This is a genomic window from Trichormus variabilis 0441 (genome assembly GCF_009856605.1).
GTDB classification, from domain to species: Bacteria; Cyanobacteriota; Cyanobacteriia; order Cyanobacteriales; family Nostocaceae; genus Trichormus; species Trichormus variabilis.
Genome location: NZ_CP047242.1, coordinates 756678 through 775247, shown reverse-complemented (window position 1 = coordinate 775247; position 18570 = coordinate 756678). Strand labels below are relative to the sequence as shown.

Here is an 18570-nt window from a genome sequence, read left to right as displayed (position 1 = left end):
GACCACTGACTAATAACAATGAAAAAACTAACTTGGATAATTTGCGGATTAAGTGCTTCTTGTTTAAGTGTGCCTGTGTTGGCTGCGGCTTTACAAAGTTCTTTGGGAACTAACGGTATTGATGCTTTGAAGTTACACCAACCTCCTTATAATTTGCTTGGTAGAAAGATTGCTATCGGTCAGGTGGAAATTGGTCGTCCGGGGATGTTTGGTTGGGATAAGGCTGTGTCTAAAAATCGTGCCGTTTCGCTGGCGGCTGTTTTTTTACGCAATGGCCCAGCTAAATCTAATAATGGTGTTGACCCCCATGCTTATAATGTGGCTGGTGTGATGGTCAGTAGGGACAAAGGTTTACCTGGGGTTGCACCAGCCGCGAGATTATATTCATCGGCGGTAGGTTCTACTAAAAATATGGGTCAACCGGAAGAGTGTTTATCGGCCCAGCACATAGCATTACAAAATGGTGGTGATGTCCGCGCTATTAACTTTAGCTTTGGTGAACCTCTTAACCGTGACCCTCGACCAGAGGCTGTTTTAGATGGGAATGCTTTACTTACCTTGTGTGTTGACTGGTCGAGTCGTGTTCATGATGTCGTGTATGCGATCGCAGGCAATCAGGGTAAAGGTGGTATTCCTATCCCTACAGATAATTTTAACGGAATCAACGTGGCTTTTTCATCCCGGAGAGGGGGAATTTTTAATAAAGTTGACGTTTCTAACCTAGCAGGTGTTAACCAAGGTGTTAGCGGTCGCTTGGCTGGTAAGGAATTTAATATAGATGGTCGTCGCGCTGTGAGTATAGTAGCGCCTGGTAGTAATATTAACTTGCTCAATCCTGATGGCAAGTTGAACAAAGTTACAGGTACAAGTTTTGCTGCGCCGCATCTCACCGCTACCGTGGCTTTGCTACAAGAGTTTGGTGATAGACAGTTACGCACCAAAAAACCAAATTGGAGCATTGATAGCCGTCGTCAGCAAGTGATGAAAGCAGTACTACTCAATTCAGCCGAAAAGATTCAAGATAGTGGTGATGGTTTACGCTTGGGCATGACTCGCACACTTATTGATAAACAAAGCCAAGATTGGTTGTCTTCTGATGCCTATCAAGACCCGAAAATTCCCTTGGATGCCCAAATGGGAACGGGTCATTTAAATGCGTTTCGTGCTTATCAGCAATTTAGCGCTGGTCAATGGCAACCAACAGCACCAGTTCCAGGTATTGGCTGGGATTATCGACAAGTAGATGTAGGGAAGTCTGTTGAGTATGGGTTAACAAGGCCACTCAAGAAAGATAGTTTTGTTGCTATTACTCTTAGTTGGAACCGTTTGGTAGAATTAAATGATACTAATAAAAATCAGCAATTTGATGTAGGTGAAAATTTCCGCGATCGCCAGCTAAATAATCTGGATCTTTATTTAGTAAAAGCGGATACCAACGATACAGATTCTGCTGTTGTTTGTGCTTCTATTAGTGAAGTTGATAGTGTAGAACATATTTTCTGCCCTGTTCCTGCTAATGGAAACTACAAAATCCGTGTCCAGTTCCAGAAACAACTTAATGAAGCCACTCAACCCTATGCCTTAGCTTGGTGGACAGTGTCTAATTAATTAGGACTTACGCATGACAACGAAAGATCAAGGGTTTGGAGAAGGGTGTATGGGTAGAGGTATCAATGTTTAAAACCCTTACAACCTTACACCCAGTCTCAACAGACAAACTGGTTGCATCAGTCCTAATTAGTTTAAAAGTTGGGAATTGAGCCTATATTTAGTAGTCTAAAATACAAATATTCAGCCTTAAGATAAACTACCAAAATTAAAGTCTGCAAAGTCAATAGGCGGTGCCACATTGAGGGATTTTTTGCAATAGATATATTTACCTTTCTTGCCAAATTCATTGTTACTAAAACTGTAACCGTCGAGTGTTTCAGTTGTGTTAATGCAATAGTAAATAAGCAATACGGCATTAACGTCAAGTTTGGTAGATAGCTAAAAACTTTGGCACACGAGGTAGTAACATGAATCGGCAGAAGTTCAGTGGTGTGAAAGACAGTTTTTTACAAAGACGTTACGCTGTTAGTCTGGGAAGACGTTATGTTCTAGCAGCAGCTAGCGTGGTTCTATTCAGTGTACTAGGTTGTTCTCAAGTTAATCCTGACACAAGTGCGCTGGCCCAGACTGGGGTATCTCCAGCAGAATCTTCATTGCAAAAAAAAACAGTAGTGCCTGATACTAAAATTGTCGATGCTAATAATAAGTTTGGCTTTAAGCTATTTTCGGAAATTGCAAAAGAAGATGGTAACGCCAAGAATATTTCTGTATCGCCGACGAGTGTAGCGATCGCCCTAGCTATGACCTACAATGGCGCTAGCGGCTCTACGCAAAAAGCAATGGCTAAAACCTTAGAGTTACAGGGTATCAGTCTACCAGAACTTAACTCTGCTTACGCTTCATTAAACAAGCTGCTACAAAATCCTGGTGAAAATGTCCAACTGACTATAGCTAACTCCCTGTGGGCTAATCAAGATGTGAGTTTGCGTCCCGATTTTCTGCAAACTACCCGCGATTTCTATCAAGCTAGGGTGACAAATTTAGATTTTAAAAATGTCGCGGCTGTAAATACAATCAATTCCTGGGTGAAGGAAAATACTAAAGGTAAAATTGACAAAATTGTCGATAATATTGAACCAAATCAGGCGCTATTTCTCATCAACGCCATATATTTTAACGGTAAATGGAGTAGTGCTTTTGATAAGTCTCAAACAACACCACAGACCTTTTACACTGCATCGGGTCAGCAGAAACAACACCCAATGATGTCACAAACGGGTGAATATAGATATTATGAAACACCACAATTTCAGTCTGTCAGTTTACCTTATGGTCAAGATGGTAAGGTGAGTTTGTATATCTTTTTGCCCACGAAAAACTCTAATCTCAAAGCCTTTTATCAAAACTTAAATGCAGAGAATTGGGAAACATGGATGCCTCAGTTTAGGAACCGTGAAGGCTCTATTCGTTTACCGCGCTTTCAAACAAACTATGATATCACCCTGAATGATGCCCTGAAATCTTTAGGCATGGCAGAAGCCTTTAGTGATAAAGCCAACTTTTCTGGCATCGGCGACAATTTAACTATTAGCCAAGTTAGACATAAAACTGTGATTGATGTGAATGAAGAAGGTACAGAAGCTAGTGCAGCAACTTCTGTAGGCATGGTAGCGACATCTTTGAGAGAGCCACAACAACCATTTAAAATGATTGTTGACCGTCCCTTTTTCTATGCAATTCGTGATAATCAAAGCAAAAATATCTTGTTTATGGGTGCGGTTGTAGAACCAACGTGAACCAATTCGCAATAAACTAACCACTCCAGTCAACAAAACCCTTATGCTGTATTCATTTTGAATTTTGTAGCTTTGGCTTCCCGTAGGGTATTTTGAATTTTGAATTTTGAATTCCGCCTTGCGGTACTAGCCTGGGTATACTCTACCTTTCCACGCACCACCGCGCCCTTGCCAATGACGGAATGCAGAGTCAATGGTCATGAGGGTATAGAGAAAGGCGATCGCTGGTAAACTAAAAGCTAATAACGGAGAAAGTTTATAAAAACGAATCGTGGGGAAATAAGCCAAGGACATCAACAACCATACAACTAAACCTGAAAATGCGATCGCCCAATCTGCTATCAATACACCGATAATAGTAGCTACAGGTGGGAGCAAATAAATTAACGTCATCCCTACAACAGTTCCCAACAGTAACCAGGGGGAATAATTTAACTGAGTGTATGCAGTCCGCGCCACCATATCCCAAATTGTTTGCAAAGATTCATATGGTCGTAGACTGCGAGTTGATGAACTCAGTCCTAGCCAGATTTTTCTGGAAGTAGCATTGTTTAATTTGTCTCCTTTTCTTCCTTGTCCCCCAGATTTGACGATTTGTGCGAGGGTGCAATCATCAATTAAGGCTTGGCGAATGACTTGAATACCACCAATTTGTTCTAGGGCTTCTCGACGAATTAAAATAGACCCACCAGCCGCCGCAGCCATTTTGTTTTTGGGGTTATTTACCCAGCGAAAGGGGTAGAGTTGTTGAAAGAAAAAGACAAAGGCGGGAATTAAAAATTTTTCCCAAAAGCTTTCACACCTGAGTTTTACCATTACAGATGCTAGGTCTAAATCTTCCTGTAGGGCTTTGGCGACTAATCGCCGCAGGTTGCTGACATCATGTTCAATGTCTGCATCCGTGAGGAAAAAATAATCTGGTGCAAATGTCTTGGCTTTTTGAATGCCTTGTTCAACTGCCCAGAGTTTACCAGACCAACCAGGGGGTAAGGATTCGCCAGAAACAATGTGTAATTGTTGGGCCTTGTCTACAGCATGGGCTACCCCTTCAGCAAAAGCGGCTGTACCATCTGTACTTTGGTCATCAACTAAAAAGATGTGGAAGTCTCCAGGATAATCTTGAAGAAGGAGCGATCGCAAGCTCATCGGTATTAACTCAGCTTCGTTACGTGCAGGGATAACCGCACAAATTTTCGGTAAAGATACTAACGGAATCTCCTCACCTTCTAATCTCTGGTCTAACCGCCAAAACTGCCCCCAAAAAACCAATAATCCCAACCAAATAACTAAAGATAACAATATTAACCCTAGAAAGAATGCACCCATCTGTCGCTGCGCTCCAATTCAAAATTCAAAATTCAAAATTCAAAATACCTTACTCCTGGGACTGTCCATTTTCTTTATGGTTTCTAACTCCTGGCTGAATTTAAGGACTGAAACACAATACAATATTTGCTGAGTGTGGTAAAAATTTTTTGTAGTATTTGATGCGAACACAAGACAGGGTACAAGTCAATTCTATTGCAGAGGCGATCGCAGCTAGTCAAAAATATCTGCTATCACTACAAAATCCGACTGGTTACTGGTGGGCGGAGTTGGAATCGAATGTCACCATCACGGCTGAGGTTGTTTTACTCCACAAAATTTGGGGAACAGATAAAACTCGACCTCTACATAAAATAGAAGCTTACCTGCGATCGCAGCAAAAGCAACATGGTGGTTGGGAACTATTTTATGGGGATGGGGGCGAACTCAGTACATCGGTTGAGGCGTACATGGCGCTGAAGTTGCTTGGTGTACCTGCAACCGACCCCGCCATGATTCAGGCGCGAGATTTTATTCTCCAGCGTGGTGGTATCAGCAAAACCCGCATTTTTACCAAGTTTCACCTCGCACTCATCGGCTGTTACAACTGGCGTGGTCTTCCTTCCCTCCCAGCTTGGGTGATGCTGTTACCCAATCAGTTCCCTGTGAATATTTACGAGATGTCCAGTTGGGCACGTTCCAGCACTGTCCCACTGTTGATTGTCTTTGACCAAAAACCTGTTTATCAAGTCAACCCAGCCATTACTCTAGATGAGTTATACGCGGAAGGTGTAGAGAATGTCCGCTATGAATTACCCCGTAGTGGCGACTGGACTGATTTATTTCTCACTTTAGATGAAGGCTTCAAGCTGGCGGAAAGTTTCAATTTTATTCCCTTTCGAGAAGAAGGTATTAAAGCCGCCGAAAAGTGGATTATAGAACGCCAAGAGGCTACAGGCGATTGGGGGGGAATTATTCCCGCCATGTTAAATTCGATGCTGGCTTTGCGTGTTCTGGGTTATGCCACAAACGACCCAATTGTAGAACGAGGTTTACAAGCCATTGATAACTTTGCCATCGAAACAGCAGATTGTTATCGAGTCCAGCCTTGTGTGTCACCTGTGTGGGATACAGCTTGGGTTATCCGGGCGTTGATTGACTCTGGTATGGCACCAGACCATCCGGCTATAGTCAAGGCGGGAGAATGGCTATTACAAAAGCAAATTTTTGACTATGGTGATTGGAACGTCAAAAATCGCCAAGGTCAGCCAGGGGCTTGGGCTTTTGAGTTTGATAATCGCTTTTATCCAGATGTGGATGATACGGCTGTTGTCGTTATGGCACTCCACGCCGCTAAACTCCCTCATGAACAATTAAAACAGAAGGCGTGCGATCGCGCTCTCCAATGGGTAGCATCAATGCAGTGCAAACCAGGCGGTTGGGCAGCTTTTGATATTGATAATGACCAAGATTGGCTCAATGCCGTACCCTATGGCGACTTAAAAGCCATGATTGACCCCAACACAGCAGATGTTACCGCCAGGGTAATCGAAATGTTGGGTGCTTGTAATTTATCTATCGATTCCCACGACTTGGAACGGGCGCTGACTTATCTATTAAATGAACAGGAAGCAGAAGGCTGTTGGTTTGGGCGTTGGGGCGTAAATTACATTTATGGAACTAGCGGCGTTCTCTGTGCCTTGGCTTTAATCAATCCGCAAAAATATCAACGCCATATTCAACAGGGGGCGACTTGGTTAGTGGGTTGTCAAAACCCCGATGGCGGCTGGGGTGAAACTTGCTTTAGCTACAACGACCCCAGCCTGAAAGGTCAAGGTGACAGTACACCATCCCAAACAGCCTGGGCGTTAATTGGGTTGATAGCAGCTGGCGAAGCTACTGGTAATTTTGCTCATGATGTCATTGAACGGGGAATTAATCATCTGGTATCCACTCAACAACCAGACGGTAGTTGGTTTGAGGCATACTTTACCGGAACAGGTTTCCCCTGTCACTTTTATTTGAAGTATCACTACTATCAACAGTACTTTCCTTTAATTGCCCTTGGTCGTTATCAAGCAATTAACCCTCTTTAACTGCCTCACCGGAAAGGAGGGCTGGGGTAGCTGGGGGAGAATGCCCTCCGTGAGTGGTTAGAAGCCTCCTTCTTAAGAAGGAAGAAACAATACGTCCTTTTTGAAGTCTCTGTGTTTACGCAGGGGTTCTCTCCCTCTGCTCCCTCTGCCACCCATGCTCCCCCTGCTCTCTTCTCTCACTATTTATCAGCTGCATCTGCTTGTTGCGTTTTGCGTAAATGAGAGCAGACTTTAGCTAATAATTCCTCAATATTAAAGGGTTTGACCACATAATCGGCAGCACTAGCATCTAAACCAGCAATGCGAGCAGTGACTTCATCTTTAACCGTTAACAATATTATCGGTATATTTTTGGCACTATTCCTCAAGCGGTGGCAAATTTCCCACGCCGACAAACCAGGAATTTTCCAATCTAAAATTATCAAATCTAGCTGCAATTGCCCTGCTGCAATCATTGCAGTTAATCCATCGTAGGCGACACTAACCTGATACCCTTGATAGTTTAGTTCCAATTCCAGAAATCGTGCTAGTTTGACTTCATCTTCAACCAGTAAGATGTGCGTCATGATCGAGCAAAAGTAAAAAGGTAAGGTAACAATTGTGAGATACCAATACTGTAAGCGTTTAGGCGATCGCATATAGTCTTGTTATTGATAATACGCTGTAATAGCCAGTTATAACGCCAATAATATGGACATCTAATTAGTTCTAGGCTAGCTTATTATACTTTTGCTTAAGTAACAACCGTAAGTTTGCACAGTAATAAATACTATTAGGGGTAGTAGGGCGTTGAGTAGTGTCTTTTGTGATGAGTAAAAAATCTTATCTTTAGCCTTTCATCCCTCAATCTTAGCTTCTTTTCCCTAGCAATAAACTGTGATATCTTCTCCACACTCATCAGCTAGGTAACACAAGGCTTTGAAACGTAAACCCACAACTTCCTCATATAAAGGATTTAACTTACACATTGGCGGAATATGAAACAATATACGGCCAAATAGGTTCACGTCTCTTTCAAACGGACATTGAGCAGGGATGACTTTGCATAACAGACGAGCTAGTTTAGAGTTATGAATTTCAACTCTTCCTAACCATATGCGGATAGGATGTAGTAAGTCTTTGTGAGAGTAAGTTTGCAGTAAGCTTGTCATCATAATTCACCTCTGTTGTTGATTTTTAACCTCTATAAGTACATACGGTTGGAGTACCTGTTTTTATGCAGTAGTTATTCGCTTTTTAATTCTCAGTAGAGTTAACTCCTATATCTGAGAACATTCTTAACTACACCTACCAATACTAGGATTACGGAAGATTAATCACCATACTTCCCATAACTGTGTTGCTAAATACTAGTCTAGACATAGGATGAATATGCGATTTTATAACTATACTTAGAGTAGAAATTGCTTACCAAAAACTTGATGTGATTGACAACACCCATCCTACAGATATTACTAATATCTTCAATCATTAAATTGGATTGCTATATTGTTAAATGTAGCGCAAAATTCTTTAAGCCCAGCTTATACCAATTCTCAATAAAGTTGCGCCTAATAAATGATGTAGAGACGTTGCATACAATGTCTCTACAGTACAGAATAAAGTGCATCTATGGCTACGCCAGGCAAGCTACATCAAGAAACGGTATTAAGCATCAATACTCCACAAGAAAATGATGACTAATGATTTCTTAAAGAACAAAAAGTTTATTTTTGACCGTTGGGCTAATAGTTATGACTGGCTATTTCCCTCAATTTTTTACCAAGCCATTCACAAGCGGTTGCTGGAATTTGTCGATTTACCACAGCCAGCCAACATACTTGATTTAGGTTGTGGAACTGGGCGCTTATTAGAACGCCTTGCGAATAAATTTCCAAAACTGCGAGGTACAGGCTTAGATTTATCTTCTAATATGTTACGCCAAGCAAGACTGAGTAATCGCCATCATCCCCGGTTAATTTTTCTGGAAGGGAAAGCGGAATCTCTTCCTTTCGGTGATGGTCAATTTGATGCTGTGTTCAACACCATCAGTTTCTTGCATTATCGTGAACCGGAACAGGTGCTACAAGAAGTGTCGCGGGTGCTTTCTCCTGGTGGACGTTTTTATTTGGTGGACTTTACCACCACAAGGGAAAAATTACCAGAAATATTGCCAATATCTTCTCAGGGAATTAGATTCTATAGCCCCCACCAACGTGAAGTTCTCGGCTCATCGGCGGGGCTATTGTGTGTGAATCATCATTATTTATTAGGGCCGGTTTTGCTGACTATTTTTGCTAAACCAAGCTGATTTTTACTGATAACGCAACAACACCCAAACATCTACTAGTTGTTAGAATTTCCTCTCCTTGCTTATTTTATTCAGGGATATAATCACCATTTACCATTACATTCAAGCAATAGTAATAGATTACAGCGCCCCCATTTTAGGATATATGAGGAAATATCAACTTTCGTGTTGGGTGTTGTCGGTTTTAAACGAGACAGACCTTAAATTAAACAGCGTTTTTTACCTCTTTATCTTGTTTTACACACTAGCTGTTACATCTGCCAGGGAAGCTTTATCTGTAGCTTCAATTATTAGATTAGCACCCGCTATAAACGTTGGGAATTACTTGCAAATAAACTTTACTTTTTCCCAATGTTCATTTTATGCTCTAGCCTGCTATTTATCTGGATAAAATTGATGGAAATATCTGGCAAGATAGTCATAGTTATTTGAGCGATCGCTTCTTTAATTCTTAAGTAATGTTGCTCATTCTAGGAATGACATTCATTATTATTGACCGAAGATAAAAAAGATACAAACTATCTGGCTACTCATCCATGTATGAGCGATCGCTTTTGCTTCGTCTCTACACCCTTTTTCCGCCCGTAATTGAGTATTATGTAATATGTGAAGAAATGTAAATAAAATAATGCAGAATAAAGTTGTGGTAATTGTGGGTGCGAGTGGCGGTATTGGTTCAGCCTTGGCTGATAAACTAGCTTCTGTTGGGGCGAAATTAGTGCTAGCAGCCAGAGATAGCAGTCGTTTGGCGGCGTTGGCGAATGATTTACCGGGGGAAGTCTTAACTATTCCTACAGACATTACTGACGCGTCACAGGTGGAGAATTTAATCCAAAAAACAGTGGCGGAGTTTGGTCAAATAGATGTATTAGTAAACGCAGCTGGTGTTGGTATTCTCAAGCCGTACAACAGCGTGGAACCAGCCGATTTAGACAAAATGTTAGATGTCAACCTCAAAGGTAGCTTCTACACAACTCAAGCAGCAGCCGAAGAGATGCAGAAACGCAAGTCTGGACATATTTGCAATGTCGTGGGAATTTTAGGTAAGCACTCAATGCCGATGGCTGCTGCTTATTCTGCCTCTAAGTTTGGTGTTGTGGGTTTTAGCAAATGCTTGGCGGAAGAACTGAAGCGTTTTGGGATTAAATTTACCTTATTTTATTTTGGTGGCGTAGACTCCCCATTCTGGGATAATGTCAGTCTGAAGGTAGACAGGAAAAAAATGCTGAGTACTGAGACTGCCGCTAATGCTATTTTCTTTGCTCTCTCGGCTGAACCACAAGCTGTACCGCTAGAAATTAACATTCAGCCTGATAGCCACTTGTTTTTCTAGAATTAAAGTAGCTCTTATGTGTTTATATAATTCTTGCTTAGGCAGGAAGCGAAAATCTGGCTAAAAAGACAAAATTTACAGTTAGATAAGCTGTGGTGCTGGATTTTCAAGATTTATGAAAATTGATCATGTTCATTTCTATGTCGAAGATGCCAAGGTGTGGCGGGATTGGTTCCTCAAATATTTGGGCTTTACCGCAGTAACTAGTAATATCAGTTCTCTACACACCTGTACAGAGGTAGTGAAAAGTGGAGATGTCTGCTTTTTGCTATCTTCTCCATTATTGCCTACTAGTCCCGTAGCGGAATTTCTGCGTCAACATCCTCCTGGTGTGGCAGATGTGGCTTTTGCGGTAAAAGATGTAGAAACAGCGATCGCTCATGCCGAGGCTCACGGTGCTACAATCCTACAATCCATAGGGGAACGTCGCATTGGTAATATCTCCCGCAAGTGTGGCAAAATTGCGGCTTGGGGTGGCTTAACTCATACGTTAATCGAAAAATTAAGTCCAGATAGCCAAATAATTGCATCACCTAATTTTATTACCGCTATAGACCATATAGTCTTAAACGTCGCCATAGGTGAGTTAGAAGCGGCTGTAGCTTGGTATGAGAAAATTCTCGATTTGCAACCCCGACAAGCTTTTAAAATCCAAACCGATCGCTCGGCGCTGCACAGCCAAGTCATGGTTTCCCGTGATGGTAGTGTACAATTGCCAATTAACGAGCCAGCATCCAGCAATTCCCAAATACAAGAATTTCTCAACTTTAACCGAGGAGCAGGTATTCAACATATTGCCTTGCAAACACAAAATATTGTCGATGCGATCGCCCAATTTCGTAACGGTGGTTTACCATTGCTTTCAGTTCCGCAAACTTATTACACACAACTCAAACAGCGTCTAGAAATCCCTCTCTCATCTACAGAATTAGAGGCGATCGCTCAACAAGAAATTCTGGTAGACTGGCGAAAAGATAATCAAAATGGGGTATTATTGCAAATTTTCAGCCAACCCATATTTGCAGAACCAACTTTTTTCTTAGAATTTATTGAACGTCGTTCCCAAGCACAAGGCTTCGGTGAAGGTAACTTCCGCGCCTTATTTGAAGCCATCGAAAGCGAACAAATGAAGCGGGGAACTCTTCAATAATAATTTCCGCCCCACTCCCTTATTTTCTATAAATTTTCGTTTCCTCACGACATCCTCAAATTTTTCTCTTACTCTCAAACCTAGTCGAATCTGGAGTTTTGTAGAATAATTCCCATGAAACAAACCCATGACTGAGATGAATTTGTATAAGAGCCAAAAATCATGAAAAAAACTGTAATGGTGATTGGATATGGCAATGATCTGCGTAGTGATGACGGTATTGGAAAATGGATCGCTAATGAGGTAGATTCCTGGCATTTACCATCTGTTGAATCCCTTGCAGTTCATCAACTTACAACTGATTTAGCGGATTCATTAGCCAATGTTAACATGGCTATTTTTATCGATGCTTGTTTGCCAGTAGATGGCTTTGATGTCAAAGTACAGCCACTCTTAGCGGCCGATGATATCGATAGTAACGTCCATACAGGTGATCCGCGATCGCTTTTAGCCTTGACACAAGCCCTTTATGGTAATTGTCCAACAGCTTGGTGGGTAACGATTCCAGGCGTTAACTTTGAAATAGGCGATCGCTTTTCACCCACTGCGGAAACTGGGAAGGCGATCGCTTTAGTGAAAATCATTCAAATACTTGACAAAGTGAAAAATTTATGGTTTGAAATTGGGGCTGTAGCATAATTGATAATTTCTAATTTACGATTCGTGATTGATAATTCATAATTTAAAAATTCAAATTTTATCCAGATTTATGGGCTGGAAACTATTGCTAAACTTTAGGAAACAAGCACAAGATAAGGGAACACCAAAAAATAAATTATCCGAAATTGATAGTTTGGTAGGATGCGTCAGTATGAATAATAGTTGAGTATAGTTAGGTTCTATCTCACTGACGCACACTACATTATGGATATTTTTTATCTGGAAGCCCCTAAGTAAAACAAAATATTCAAACGAAGGTAATTCGTAATTGATAATACCCTACAAGATAGTTGTGCCTAACTAATTTGTAATTACACACTTAATTACGTAGCTTGCTTCTTGTCAAAAGCGAGTATTACGCTAGCCGCAGGCTATTAAAAATTATCATGCTGGAGGTATAGATGCAGAAATCTCTCAAGCCAAGCAGTGACCGTACCTCTGATATCTTACAGGCAGAGAAGTTAAACCCCCTTGATGCCATCTTTGCGCCCCAAAGTGTCGCCATTATTGGTGCTAGCGAAAAGGTGGGTAGTGTAGGACGCACCATCTTATGGAACTTGATTAGTAACCCCTTTGGCGGTACTGTTTTCCCAGTCAATCCTAAACGTCATAGTGTTTTGGGAATTAAAGCCTACCCTTCAATTGCGTCTATTCCCGAAACCGTAGATTTGGCAATTATCGCTACCCCAGCACCCACAGTACCGGGGATTATTTCTGAGTGTGTGGATGCGGGTGTGCAAGGGGCAATTATTATTTCTGCTGGCTTTAAAGAAGCTGGTGCTGAGGGTATAGCTTTAGAAAGGCAGATTTTAGCAGAGGCGCGGCGCGGTAACATTCGCATCATTGGCCCCAACTGCTTGGGTGTGATGAGTCCCCGTACTGGCCTAAATGCTACCTTCGCCAGTTCAATGGCGCGTTCTGGAAATGTGGGTTTTCTCAGTCAAAGTGGCGCACTGTGTACCGCCATCCTGGATTGGAGTGTGCGGGAAAATGTCGGTTTTAGTGCCTTTGTCTCCATTGGTTCCATGCTAGATGTGGGTTGGGGCGACCTGATTTATTATCTTGGTGATGACCCCCAGACTAAAAGTATAGTCATATACATGGAATCAATTGGTGATGCGCGGTCTTTTATCTCCGCAGCACGAGAAGTTGCACTCACCAAACCAATAATTGTGATTAAAGCCGGACGTACAGAAGCAGCCGCCAAAGCAGCCGCCTCTCATACTGGTGCATTGGCGGGGAGTGATGCTGTGTTAGATGCAGCTTTCCGGCGTTGTGGGGTATTGCGGGTAAATAGTATTTCTGATTTGTTCGATATGGCGGAAGTACTAGCCAAACAACCCCGCCCCAAAGGCCCAAGACTGACGATTTTGACTAATGCTGGCGGGCCTGGAGTCCTGGCCACAGATGCGTTAATTGAAACTGGCGGCGAAATTGCCCCCATTTCCCCAGAAACAATTACCTCCCTCGACCAAATCCTACCTACACACTGGAGTCATGCTAACCCAATTGATATTCTCGGTGATGCTGACCCCCAACGCTACACTCAAGCTTTAGAAATCGCTGCTAAAGACCCCAACAGCGATGGTTTATTGGTGATTCTCACTCCCCAAGCCATGACAGACCCCACCCAAACGGCGGAACAGTTGAAACCCTACGCCCAAATTGCTGGTAAACCCATTTTGGCAAGTTGGATGGGGGGTGCAGATGTGGCTACGGGAGAAGTTATTCTCAATCGTCAACGTATCCCCACTTATGCTTATCCAGATACGGCGGCGCGGGTGTTTAGTTATATGTGGCAATCTAGCTACAATCTGCGTGGTATCTACGAAACGCCTGTATTACCTGTGGATGCTGCATCTGGTTTACCAGACCGTCATTTAGTAGAGAATATTATCTCTACAGCCCGTCAGGCAAAACGGACAATTTTAACTGAAGATGAATCCAAGCAGATTTTAGCAGCCTATGGCATCCCGATTGTGGCTACTTGTGTGGCTAAAACTGAGGATGAGGCGATTAAATGTGCTGAGAGTATTGGTTATCCCGTCGTTGTCAAACTGTATTCCCACACAATTACCCATAAAACTGATGTGGGTGGTGTGCAGTTAAACCTCCCCGATGCAGACGCAGTACGCCGCGCTTATCGGATGATTGCTGCATCGGTGGAACAGAAAGTGGGTAGTGAACATTTCTTGGGTGTAACTGTCCAGCCAATGGTAAAAATGGATGGCTACGAATTGATTATTGGGAGTAGCCTTGACCCCCAATTTGGGCCAGTGTTGTTATTTGGTGCTGGTGGACAATTAGTGGAAGTATTTCAAGATCGAGCGATCGCCCTTCCTCCCCTTAATAGTACCTTAGCTCGGCGCATGATGGAACACACCAAGATTTACAAAGCCCTTAAAGGTGTGCGGGGAAGGCAAAGTGTCGATATGGAAGGACTAGAACAACTAATGGTGGCGTTTAGTCGGTTGGTAGTCGAACAGCGTTGGATTAAGGAAATTGATATTAATCCCTTGCTGGCTTCACCTGTGCAGGAGAATGGGGAAAACTCCTCACTGATTGCCCTAGATGCACGGGTTGTTTTGCATGAACCAGATGTGACAGAAGACCAACTACCAAAGTTAGCAATTCGACCTTACCCCACCCAATATGTGGAACAGTGGACAATGAAAGACGGGACTCCCGTAACCATCCGTCCAATTCGTCCCGAAGATGAGCCGTTGTTAGTACAATTCCACAAGACACTTTCCGAGGAAAGCGTTTACTTTCGTTACTTCCACCTGATGAAATTGAGTCATCGCATCACCCATGAACGACTCACCCGCATCTGCTTTATTGACTATGACCGAGAAATGGCTTTGGTTATAGAGTCTCAAGGGGAAATTTTGGCAGTTGGGAGGTTAAGTAAACTGCATGGGACAAAGACAGCCGAGTTTGCTATGTTAGTAAGCGATCGCTATCAATGTCAGGGTTTAGGTGCAGAGTTACTGCGGCGCTTGCTGCAAATTGGACGCGATGAGCAAATCGAACGCATCACAGCCGATATCCTAGCTGATAATTATGGGATGCAGCGAGTGTGCGAAAAGCTAGGTTTTAAGCTAGAACGCACCGCCGAAGCAAGTGTTATGAAAGCGGAATTGGTTATTGGTCATTAGTCATTGGTCAACAGTCAACAGTTTTCTTCTTGTAAACTATTGTTACTTACTGCTAGAAGAAAACTGTAGTTTTTGTAGTATAAAGTTGTTGTAATCAGTTAATACTACAAATATGTTTCAATATCGATTTAAGTGGTCATTCTCAAGTGATCCTAACTTGAGCGATCGCCTTTTTGAATTGATAGAAGTCATATTCCCTGGACTTAATGATTTAGTAGAACGTGGACGAAAATTAGGCGCATCTTGGGAAAGTGCATCTACCCCGTTTATTCGCTTTCATGATGATGTAGCTATTACCCATGTAGGTGTGTTGGAAATTCCCATGGTAATTATGGGACAAAGGGTAACAGTGGGTGGAATCCACGGAGTAGCTACCCGTCCCGAATTTCGGAGAAAAGGTTATTACCGGGAAGTGATAGAGGAAGTACTGGAATATTGCGACCAAATTTATGAAACTTTAATATTAACAACACCAGAACCAGAATATCATTTACCTTTTGGTTTTCGGGTGGTGGAAGAATATATTTTTCATCTGAAATGTAGTTCCAAAGGTAATGTAAATGGCTGGAGAATCCTTGATTTTTCAGACAACCAAGATTTAGCATTGCTGCATAGACTTCTAGAAACACGCGCACCAGTTTCTCATGTAGTTGGGGTAGTTAATGAAAAACCTGTATTCTTTGTCAACGAAGGCAGCAGAGACTTATATTATGCAGAAGATTTAGACTTAATTGCTTGTATAAAGATAGAGAACAATCGACTGCATATCTTTGATTTAGTAGCCACAAAAATCTGCTCTTTAAAAGAGATTTTGGGAAGAACATCTGAAGTAATTGAAGAAGTGAAAATTTACTTTAGTCCAGACCTGCTTGATGTCGATAATGTACAAGCATTTCCGTATAAATTAGAAGACACTGTATTGATGATTCGTGGTCAATTTGCAGCCGTAGGGGAGAAATTTATGCTACCGCGTTCTGCGAGGTGTTAGGAAGGAGAAATTGCGTAAGTGTCCTTAAATCAGTATATTTATTAGTGCTTTTTTACTCCAATTAGAAAGATAATATAACTAGAGATGAGAAAAACAAACAACTCATATTTAAGGAGTTTTAATGACTGAACGTCTTACCCATGCAGTAAATTCACTAAGAACAAAACTATCACGACGAAATACGCTTTTGTGGCTTGGAGGTAGTGGACTAGGTACTGGTTTTGTTCTCGGAACACAGAAGGGAGTAATGGCTACATCCCAACAGAAAAAAGATGTGCAATTGGTGAACCCACCAACCTTATATGATGCAACCCGAAATGGTTATAGTCATATAGCTGTGACACCAGCAAAGTCGAGAACAGTCTATATTTCTGGTCAATTTGGTTCGGATTTGCAAGGAAATCTTGTCTCCCCTGAGTTTGAACCACAGTTAATCAGGGCTTTTCAGAACCTCCGCTTTGCCTTAGACGCAGTTGGTGCAAAACCCAGCGATGTTGTCAAAACAACTGTACTTATAGTTGATCATACTCAAGATAAATTGATTCCCTTAGGGAGACAAATTCAAAATCTATGGCCATTTCGACCACCAGCCAACACCCTCATTCCTGTTCCTAGACTTGCACTTGACGGGATGTTATTTGAAATTGATGCTTATGCGGTGATTCCAGAGAAAGATTAATCAACAAGGGTGTAGGGGTGTGAGGGTGTAAGGGTGTAAGAGTTCTCAATACTACACCCCTAAACCCCTAAACCCCTATACCCCTAATTTTTCTCGCCAAACTTGATTAACAATATTTCCATTTGCTGCAACTAATTGAATGTGTAATGGCATTTGTCCGGCTGCATGGGTGGAACAACTTAAACAGGGGTCAAAAGCCCGGATTCCTGCTTCTACACGATTGAGCATTCCTTCAGGAATTTCTGTTCCTTGAATGAAATGTCTGGCGATTTGGGCCACTGTGCGATTCATCGCTAAGTTATTTTGACCAGTAGCGATAATTAAATTCACTTTTTGCAGTAAGCCATTTTCATCGACTTGATAATGATGAAATAATGTACCTCTTGGTGCTTCACTCACACCAACGGCTTCTAATTGATTCACACCTGCTTCGGAACGCAATCGATTTGACAGAATATCTGGGTCATCAAGTAACATTTCAATGTGTTCTATACAAGCCAGAATTTCAATTAAACGAGCATAGTGGTAGAAAAACGATGATTTAGCTGTACCTGAAGTCAGTTCCCGGAATTCTCGCAATTCACGATCTGCTAAAGTTGTACCAATGTGACTACAAATATTCAGCCGAGCTAACGGCCCTACTCGATACATTCCGCTATCTATCCGACATTGGTCATGTTGGTCAGGATAACCCAAAGGTCGATAATAAGGCGATTTTAAATAAGAATCTGGTTGAACTGCTTCGCCAATAAATTCTTGATAACGTGCGGGGTCTAGTTTATCCGCAATGATATTACCTGCACTATCCACAAAACGAATATATCCATCGTAAGTTTCCCACAAGCCATCAGGTGTTACCAAACCCATAAACAAACTGGGGAAGTTACCAAAAGTCTGCACCTCTTTTTCATAATCTTTGAGCAGTTTCTTGAATCTATCCAACGCATCCAAGGCAATAGTCCGGGCTTCAGGAATGCGTTCTTGTATATGAGTCCGCCCTTCAACAGATAGGGGTTCTCGTACACCACCAGGAACAGCCCAAGCTGGGTGAATTTTTGCTCCTCCCAACACTTCAATAATTTCTTGTCCAAATTGGCGCAGACGAATCCCACCACGAGCGAGTTCTGGTTGAGCTGCAATTAACCCGAAGATATTGCGCTTTTGGGGGTCGCTATCCATTCCCAGCAATAAATCTGGGGCGGTGAGGTGAAAGAAACTGAGTGCATGGGATTGGAGGATTTGCCCCAAATTCATCAGGCGGCGCAGTTTAGTTGCTGTTGGGGGTATGGTAACAGATAAAATGCGATCGCCTGCTTTTGCAGAAGCCAACAAGTGACTCACCGGACAAATACCACAAATCCGCGCCGTAATTCCCGGCATTTCCCACAAAGGACGACCCTCACAAAACTTTTCAAACCCACGAAATTCCGTGACATGAAAACGCGCATCGCTCACTTGTCCAGTATCGTCCAGGTAGATACTAATCTTGGCGTGACCTTCAATGCGGGTAACGGGGTCGATGACGATTCGTTTAGACATAGGGATTGTGGACAGTTGACGGTTG

General features: G+C 42.3%; 13 protein-coding genes and 1 pseudogene. 10 read left to right on the top strand and 4 right to left on the bottom strand.

Annotated elements, in window-relative coordinates; translation table 11 throughout:
• Positions 1-18: 18 nt before the first annotated feature.
• Positions 19-1608, top strand: coding sequence for a S8 family serine peptidase (locus GSQ19_RS03155; RefSeq protein ID WP_011321337.1), 1590 nt, complete (start codon positions 19-21; stop codon positions 1606-1608).
• Positions 1609-2018: 410 nt separating this feature from the next.
• Positions 2019-3347 carry a serpin family protein gene (locus tag GSQ19_RS03150; RefSeq protein WP_011321336.1) on the top strand — a complete coding sequence of 443 codons (1329 nt, stop codon included), beginning with the start codon at positions 2019-2021 and terminating at the stop codon, positions 3345-3347.
• A gap of 126 nt (positions 3348-3473) precedes the next feature.
• Here GSQ19_RS03150 and GSQ19_RS03145 read toward each other — a convergent pair whose 3' ends face one another.
• Complete coding sequence (locus GSQ19_RS03145; RefSeq protein WP_011321335.1) at positions 3474-4673, bottom strand: glycosyltransferase; 1200 nt, start codon at positions 4671-4673, stop codon at positions 3474-3476.
• Between the two features lie 161 nt (positions 4674-4834).
• Between GSQ19_RS03145 and shc the strand changes: the two genes are divergently transcribed.
• On the top strand, positions 4835-6748 hold the full coding sequence (gene shc / locus GSQ19_RS03140) for a squalene--hopene cyclase (RefSeq protein ID WP_011321334.1): 1914 nt from the start codon (positions 4835-4837) through the stop codon (positions 6746-6748).
• 185 nt (positions 6749-6933) lie between these two features.
• On the opposite strand, the pseudogene GSQ19_RS03135 reads toward shc, so the two are convergent.
• A pseudogene (locus GSQ19_RS03135) lies at positions 6934-7314 on the bottom strand (response regulator transcription factor); the annotation flags it as partial.
• A gap of 297 nt (positions 7315-7611) precedes the next feature.
• The gene (locus tag GSQ19_RS03130) at positions 7612-7899 is read right to left on the bottom strand and encodes a Mo-dependent nitrogenase C-terminal domain-containing protein (RefSeq protein ID WP_011321332.1); all 288 of its coding nucleotides are present in this window, start codon (positions 7897-7899) and stop codon (positions 7612-7614) included.
• A 524-nt stretch (positions 7900-8423) separates the two neighbouring features.
• Between GSQ19_RS03130 and GSQ19_RS03125 the strand changes: the two genes are divergently transcribed.
• The 7 genes from GSQ19_RS03125 (at position 8424) to GSQ19_RS03095 (ending at position 17006) form a co-directional block, all read left to right on the top strand.
• On the top strand, positions 8424-9038 hold the full coding sequence (locus tag GSQ19_RS03125) for a class I SAM-dependent methyltransferase (RefSeq protein WP_041456469.1): 615 nt from the start codon (positions 8424-8426) through the stop codon (positions 9036-9038).
• Positions 9039-9666: 628 nt separating this feature from the next.
• On the top strand, positions 9667-10371 hold the full coding sequence (locus GSQ19_RS03120; RefSeq protein ID WP_011321330.1) for an SDR family oxidoreductase: 705 nt from the start codon (positions 9667-9669) through the stop codon (positions 10369-10371).
• A gap of 115 nt (positions 10372-10486) precedes the next feature.
• Positions 10487-11521 carry a 4-hydroxyphenylpyruvate dioxygenase gene (gene hppD / locus GSQ19_RS03115; RefSeq protein ID WP_011321329.1) on the top strand — a complete coding sequence of 345 codons (1035 nt, stop codon included), beginning with the start codon at positions 10487-10489 and terminating at the stop codon, positions 11519-11521.
• 162 nt (positions 11522-11683) lie between these two features.
• Entirely contained in the window at positions 11684-12160 is a 477-nt protein-coding gene (locus GSQ19_RS03110; protein WP_011321328.1) for a HybD peptidase, read from the top strand.
• A gap of 422 nt (positions 12161-12582) precedes the next feature.
• Complete coding sequence (locus GSQ19_RS03105) at positions 12583-15339, top strand: bifunctional acetate--CoA ligase family protein/GNAT family N-acetyltransferase (protein WP_011321327.1); 2757 nt, start codon at positions 12583-12585, stop codon at positions 15337-15339.
• Positions 15340-15451: 112 nt separating this feature from the next.
• Complete coding sequence (locus tag GSQ19_RS03100; RefSeq protein WP_011321326.1) at positions 15452-16327, top strand: GNAT family N-acetyltransferase; 876 nt, start codon at positions 15452-15454, stop codon at positions 16325-16327.
• A 121-nt stretch (positions 16328-16448) separates the two neighbouring features.
• Positions 16449-17006 (top strand): RidA family protein, encoded by a 558-nt coding sequence (locus GSQ19_RS03095; protein WP_011321325.1) that lies wholly within the window; start codon positions 16449-16451, stop codon positions 17004-17006.
• 75 nt (positions 17007-17081) lie between these two features.
• Here GSQ19_RS03095 and GSQ19_RS03090 read toward each other — a convergent pair whose 3' ends face one another.
• Positions 17082-18545 (bottom strand): Ni/Fe hydrogenase subunit alpha, encoded by a 1464-nt coding sequence (locus GSQ19_RS03090; protein ID WP_011321324.1) that lies wholly within the window; start codon positions 18543-18545, stop codon positions 17082-17084.
• Between the last annotated feature and the right edge of the window lie 25 nt (positions 18546-18570).

Bases quoted from the DNA above. Each gene is read 5' to 3' on its own strand.
- GSQ19_RS03155 (WP_011321337.1), top strand. From the start codon at position 19: ATGAAAAAACTAACTTGGATAATTTGCGGATTAAGTGCTTCTTGTTTA.
- GSQ19_RS03150 (WP_011321336.1), top strand. From the start codon at position 2,019: ATGAATCGGCAGAAGTTCAGTGGTGTGAAAGACAGTTTTTTACAAAGA.
- GSQ19_RS03145 (WP_011321335.1), bottom strand. From the start codon at position 4,673: ATGGGTGCATTCTTTCTAGGGTTAATATTGTTATCTTTAGTTATTTGG.
- shc (WP_011321334.1), top strand. From the start codon at position 4,835: ATGCGAACACAAGACAGGGTACAAGTCAATTCTATTGCAGAGGCGATC.
- GSQ19_RS03130 (WP_011321332.1), bottom strand. From the start codon at position 7,899: ATGACAAGCTTACTGCAAACTTACTCTCACAAAGACTTACTACATCCT.
- GSQ19_RS03125 (WP_041456469.1), top strand. From the start codon at position 8,424: ATGACTAATGATTTCTTAAAGAACAAAAAGTTTATTTTTGACCGTTGG.
- GSQ19_RS03120 (WP_011321330.1), top strand. From the start codon at position 9,667: ATGCAGAATAAAGTTGTGGTAATTGTGGGTGCGAGTGGCGGTATTGGT.
- hppD (WP_011321329.1), top strand. From the start codon at position 10,487: ATGAAAATTGATCATGTTCATTTCTATGTCGAAGATGCCAAGGTGTGG.
- GSQ19_RS03110 (WP_011321328.1), top strand. From the start codon at position 11,684: ATGAAAAAAACTGTAATGGTGATTGGATATGGCAATGATCTGCGTAGT.
- GSQ19_RS03105 (WP_011321327.1), top strand. From the start codon at position 12,583: ATGCAGAAATCTCTCAAGCCAAGCAGTGACCGTACCTCTGATATCTTA.
- GSQ19_RS03100 (WP_011321326.1), top strand. From the start codon at position 15,452: ATGTTTCAATATCGATTTAAGTGGTCATTCTCAAGTGATCCTAACTTG.
- GSQ19_RS03095 (WP_011321325.1), top strand. From the start codon at position 16,449: ATGACTGAACGTCTTACCCATGCAGTAAATTCACTAAGAACAAAACTA.
- GSQ19_RS03090 (WP_011321324.1), bottom strand. From the start codon at position 18,545: ATGTCTAAACGAATCGTCATCGACCCCGTTACCCGCATTGAAGGTCAC.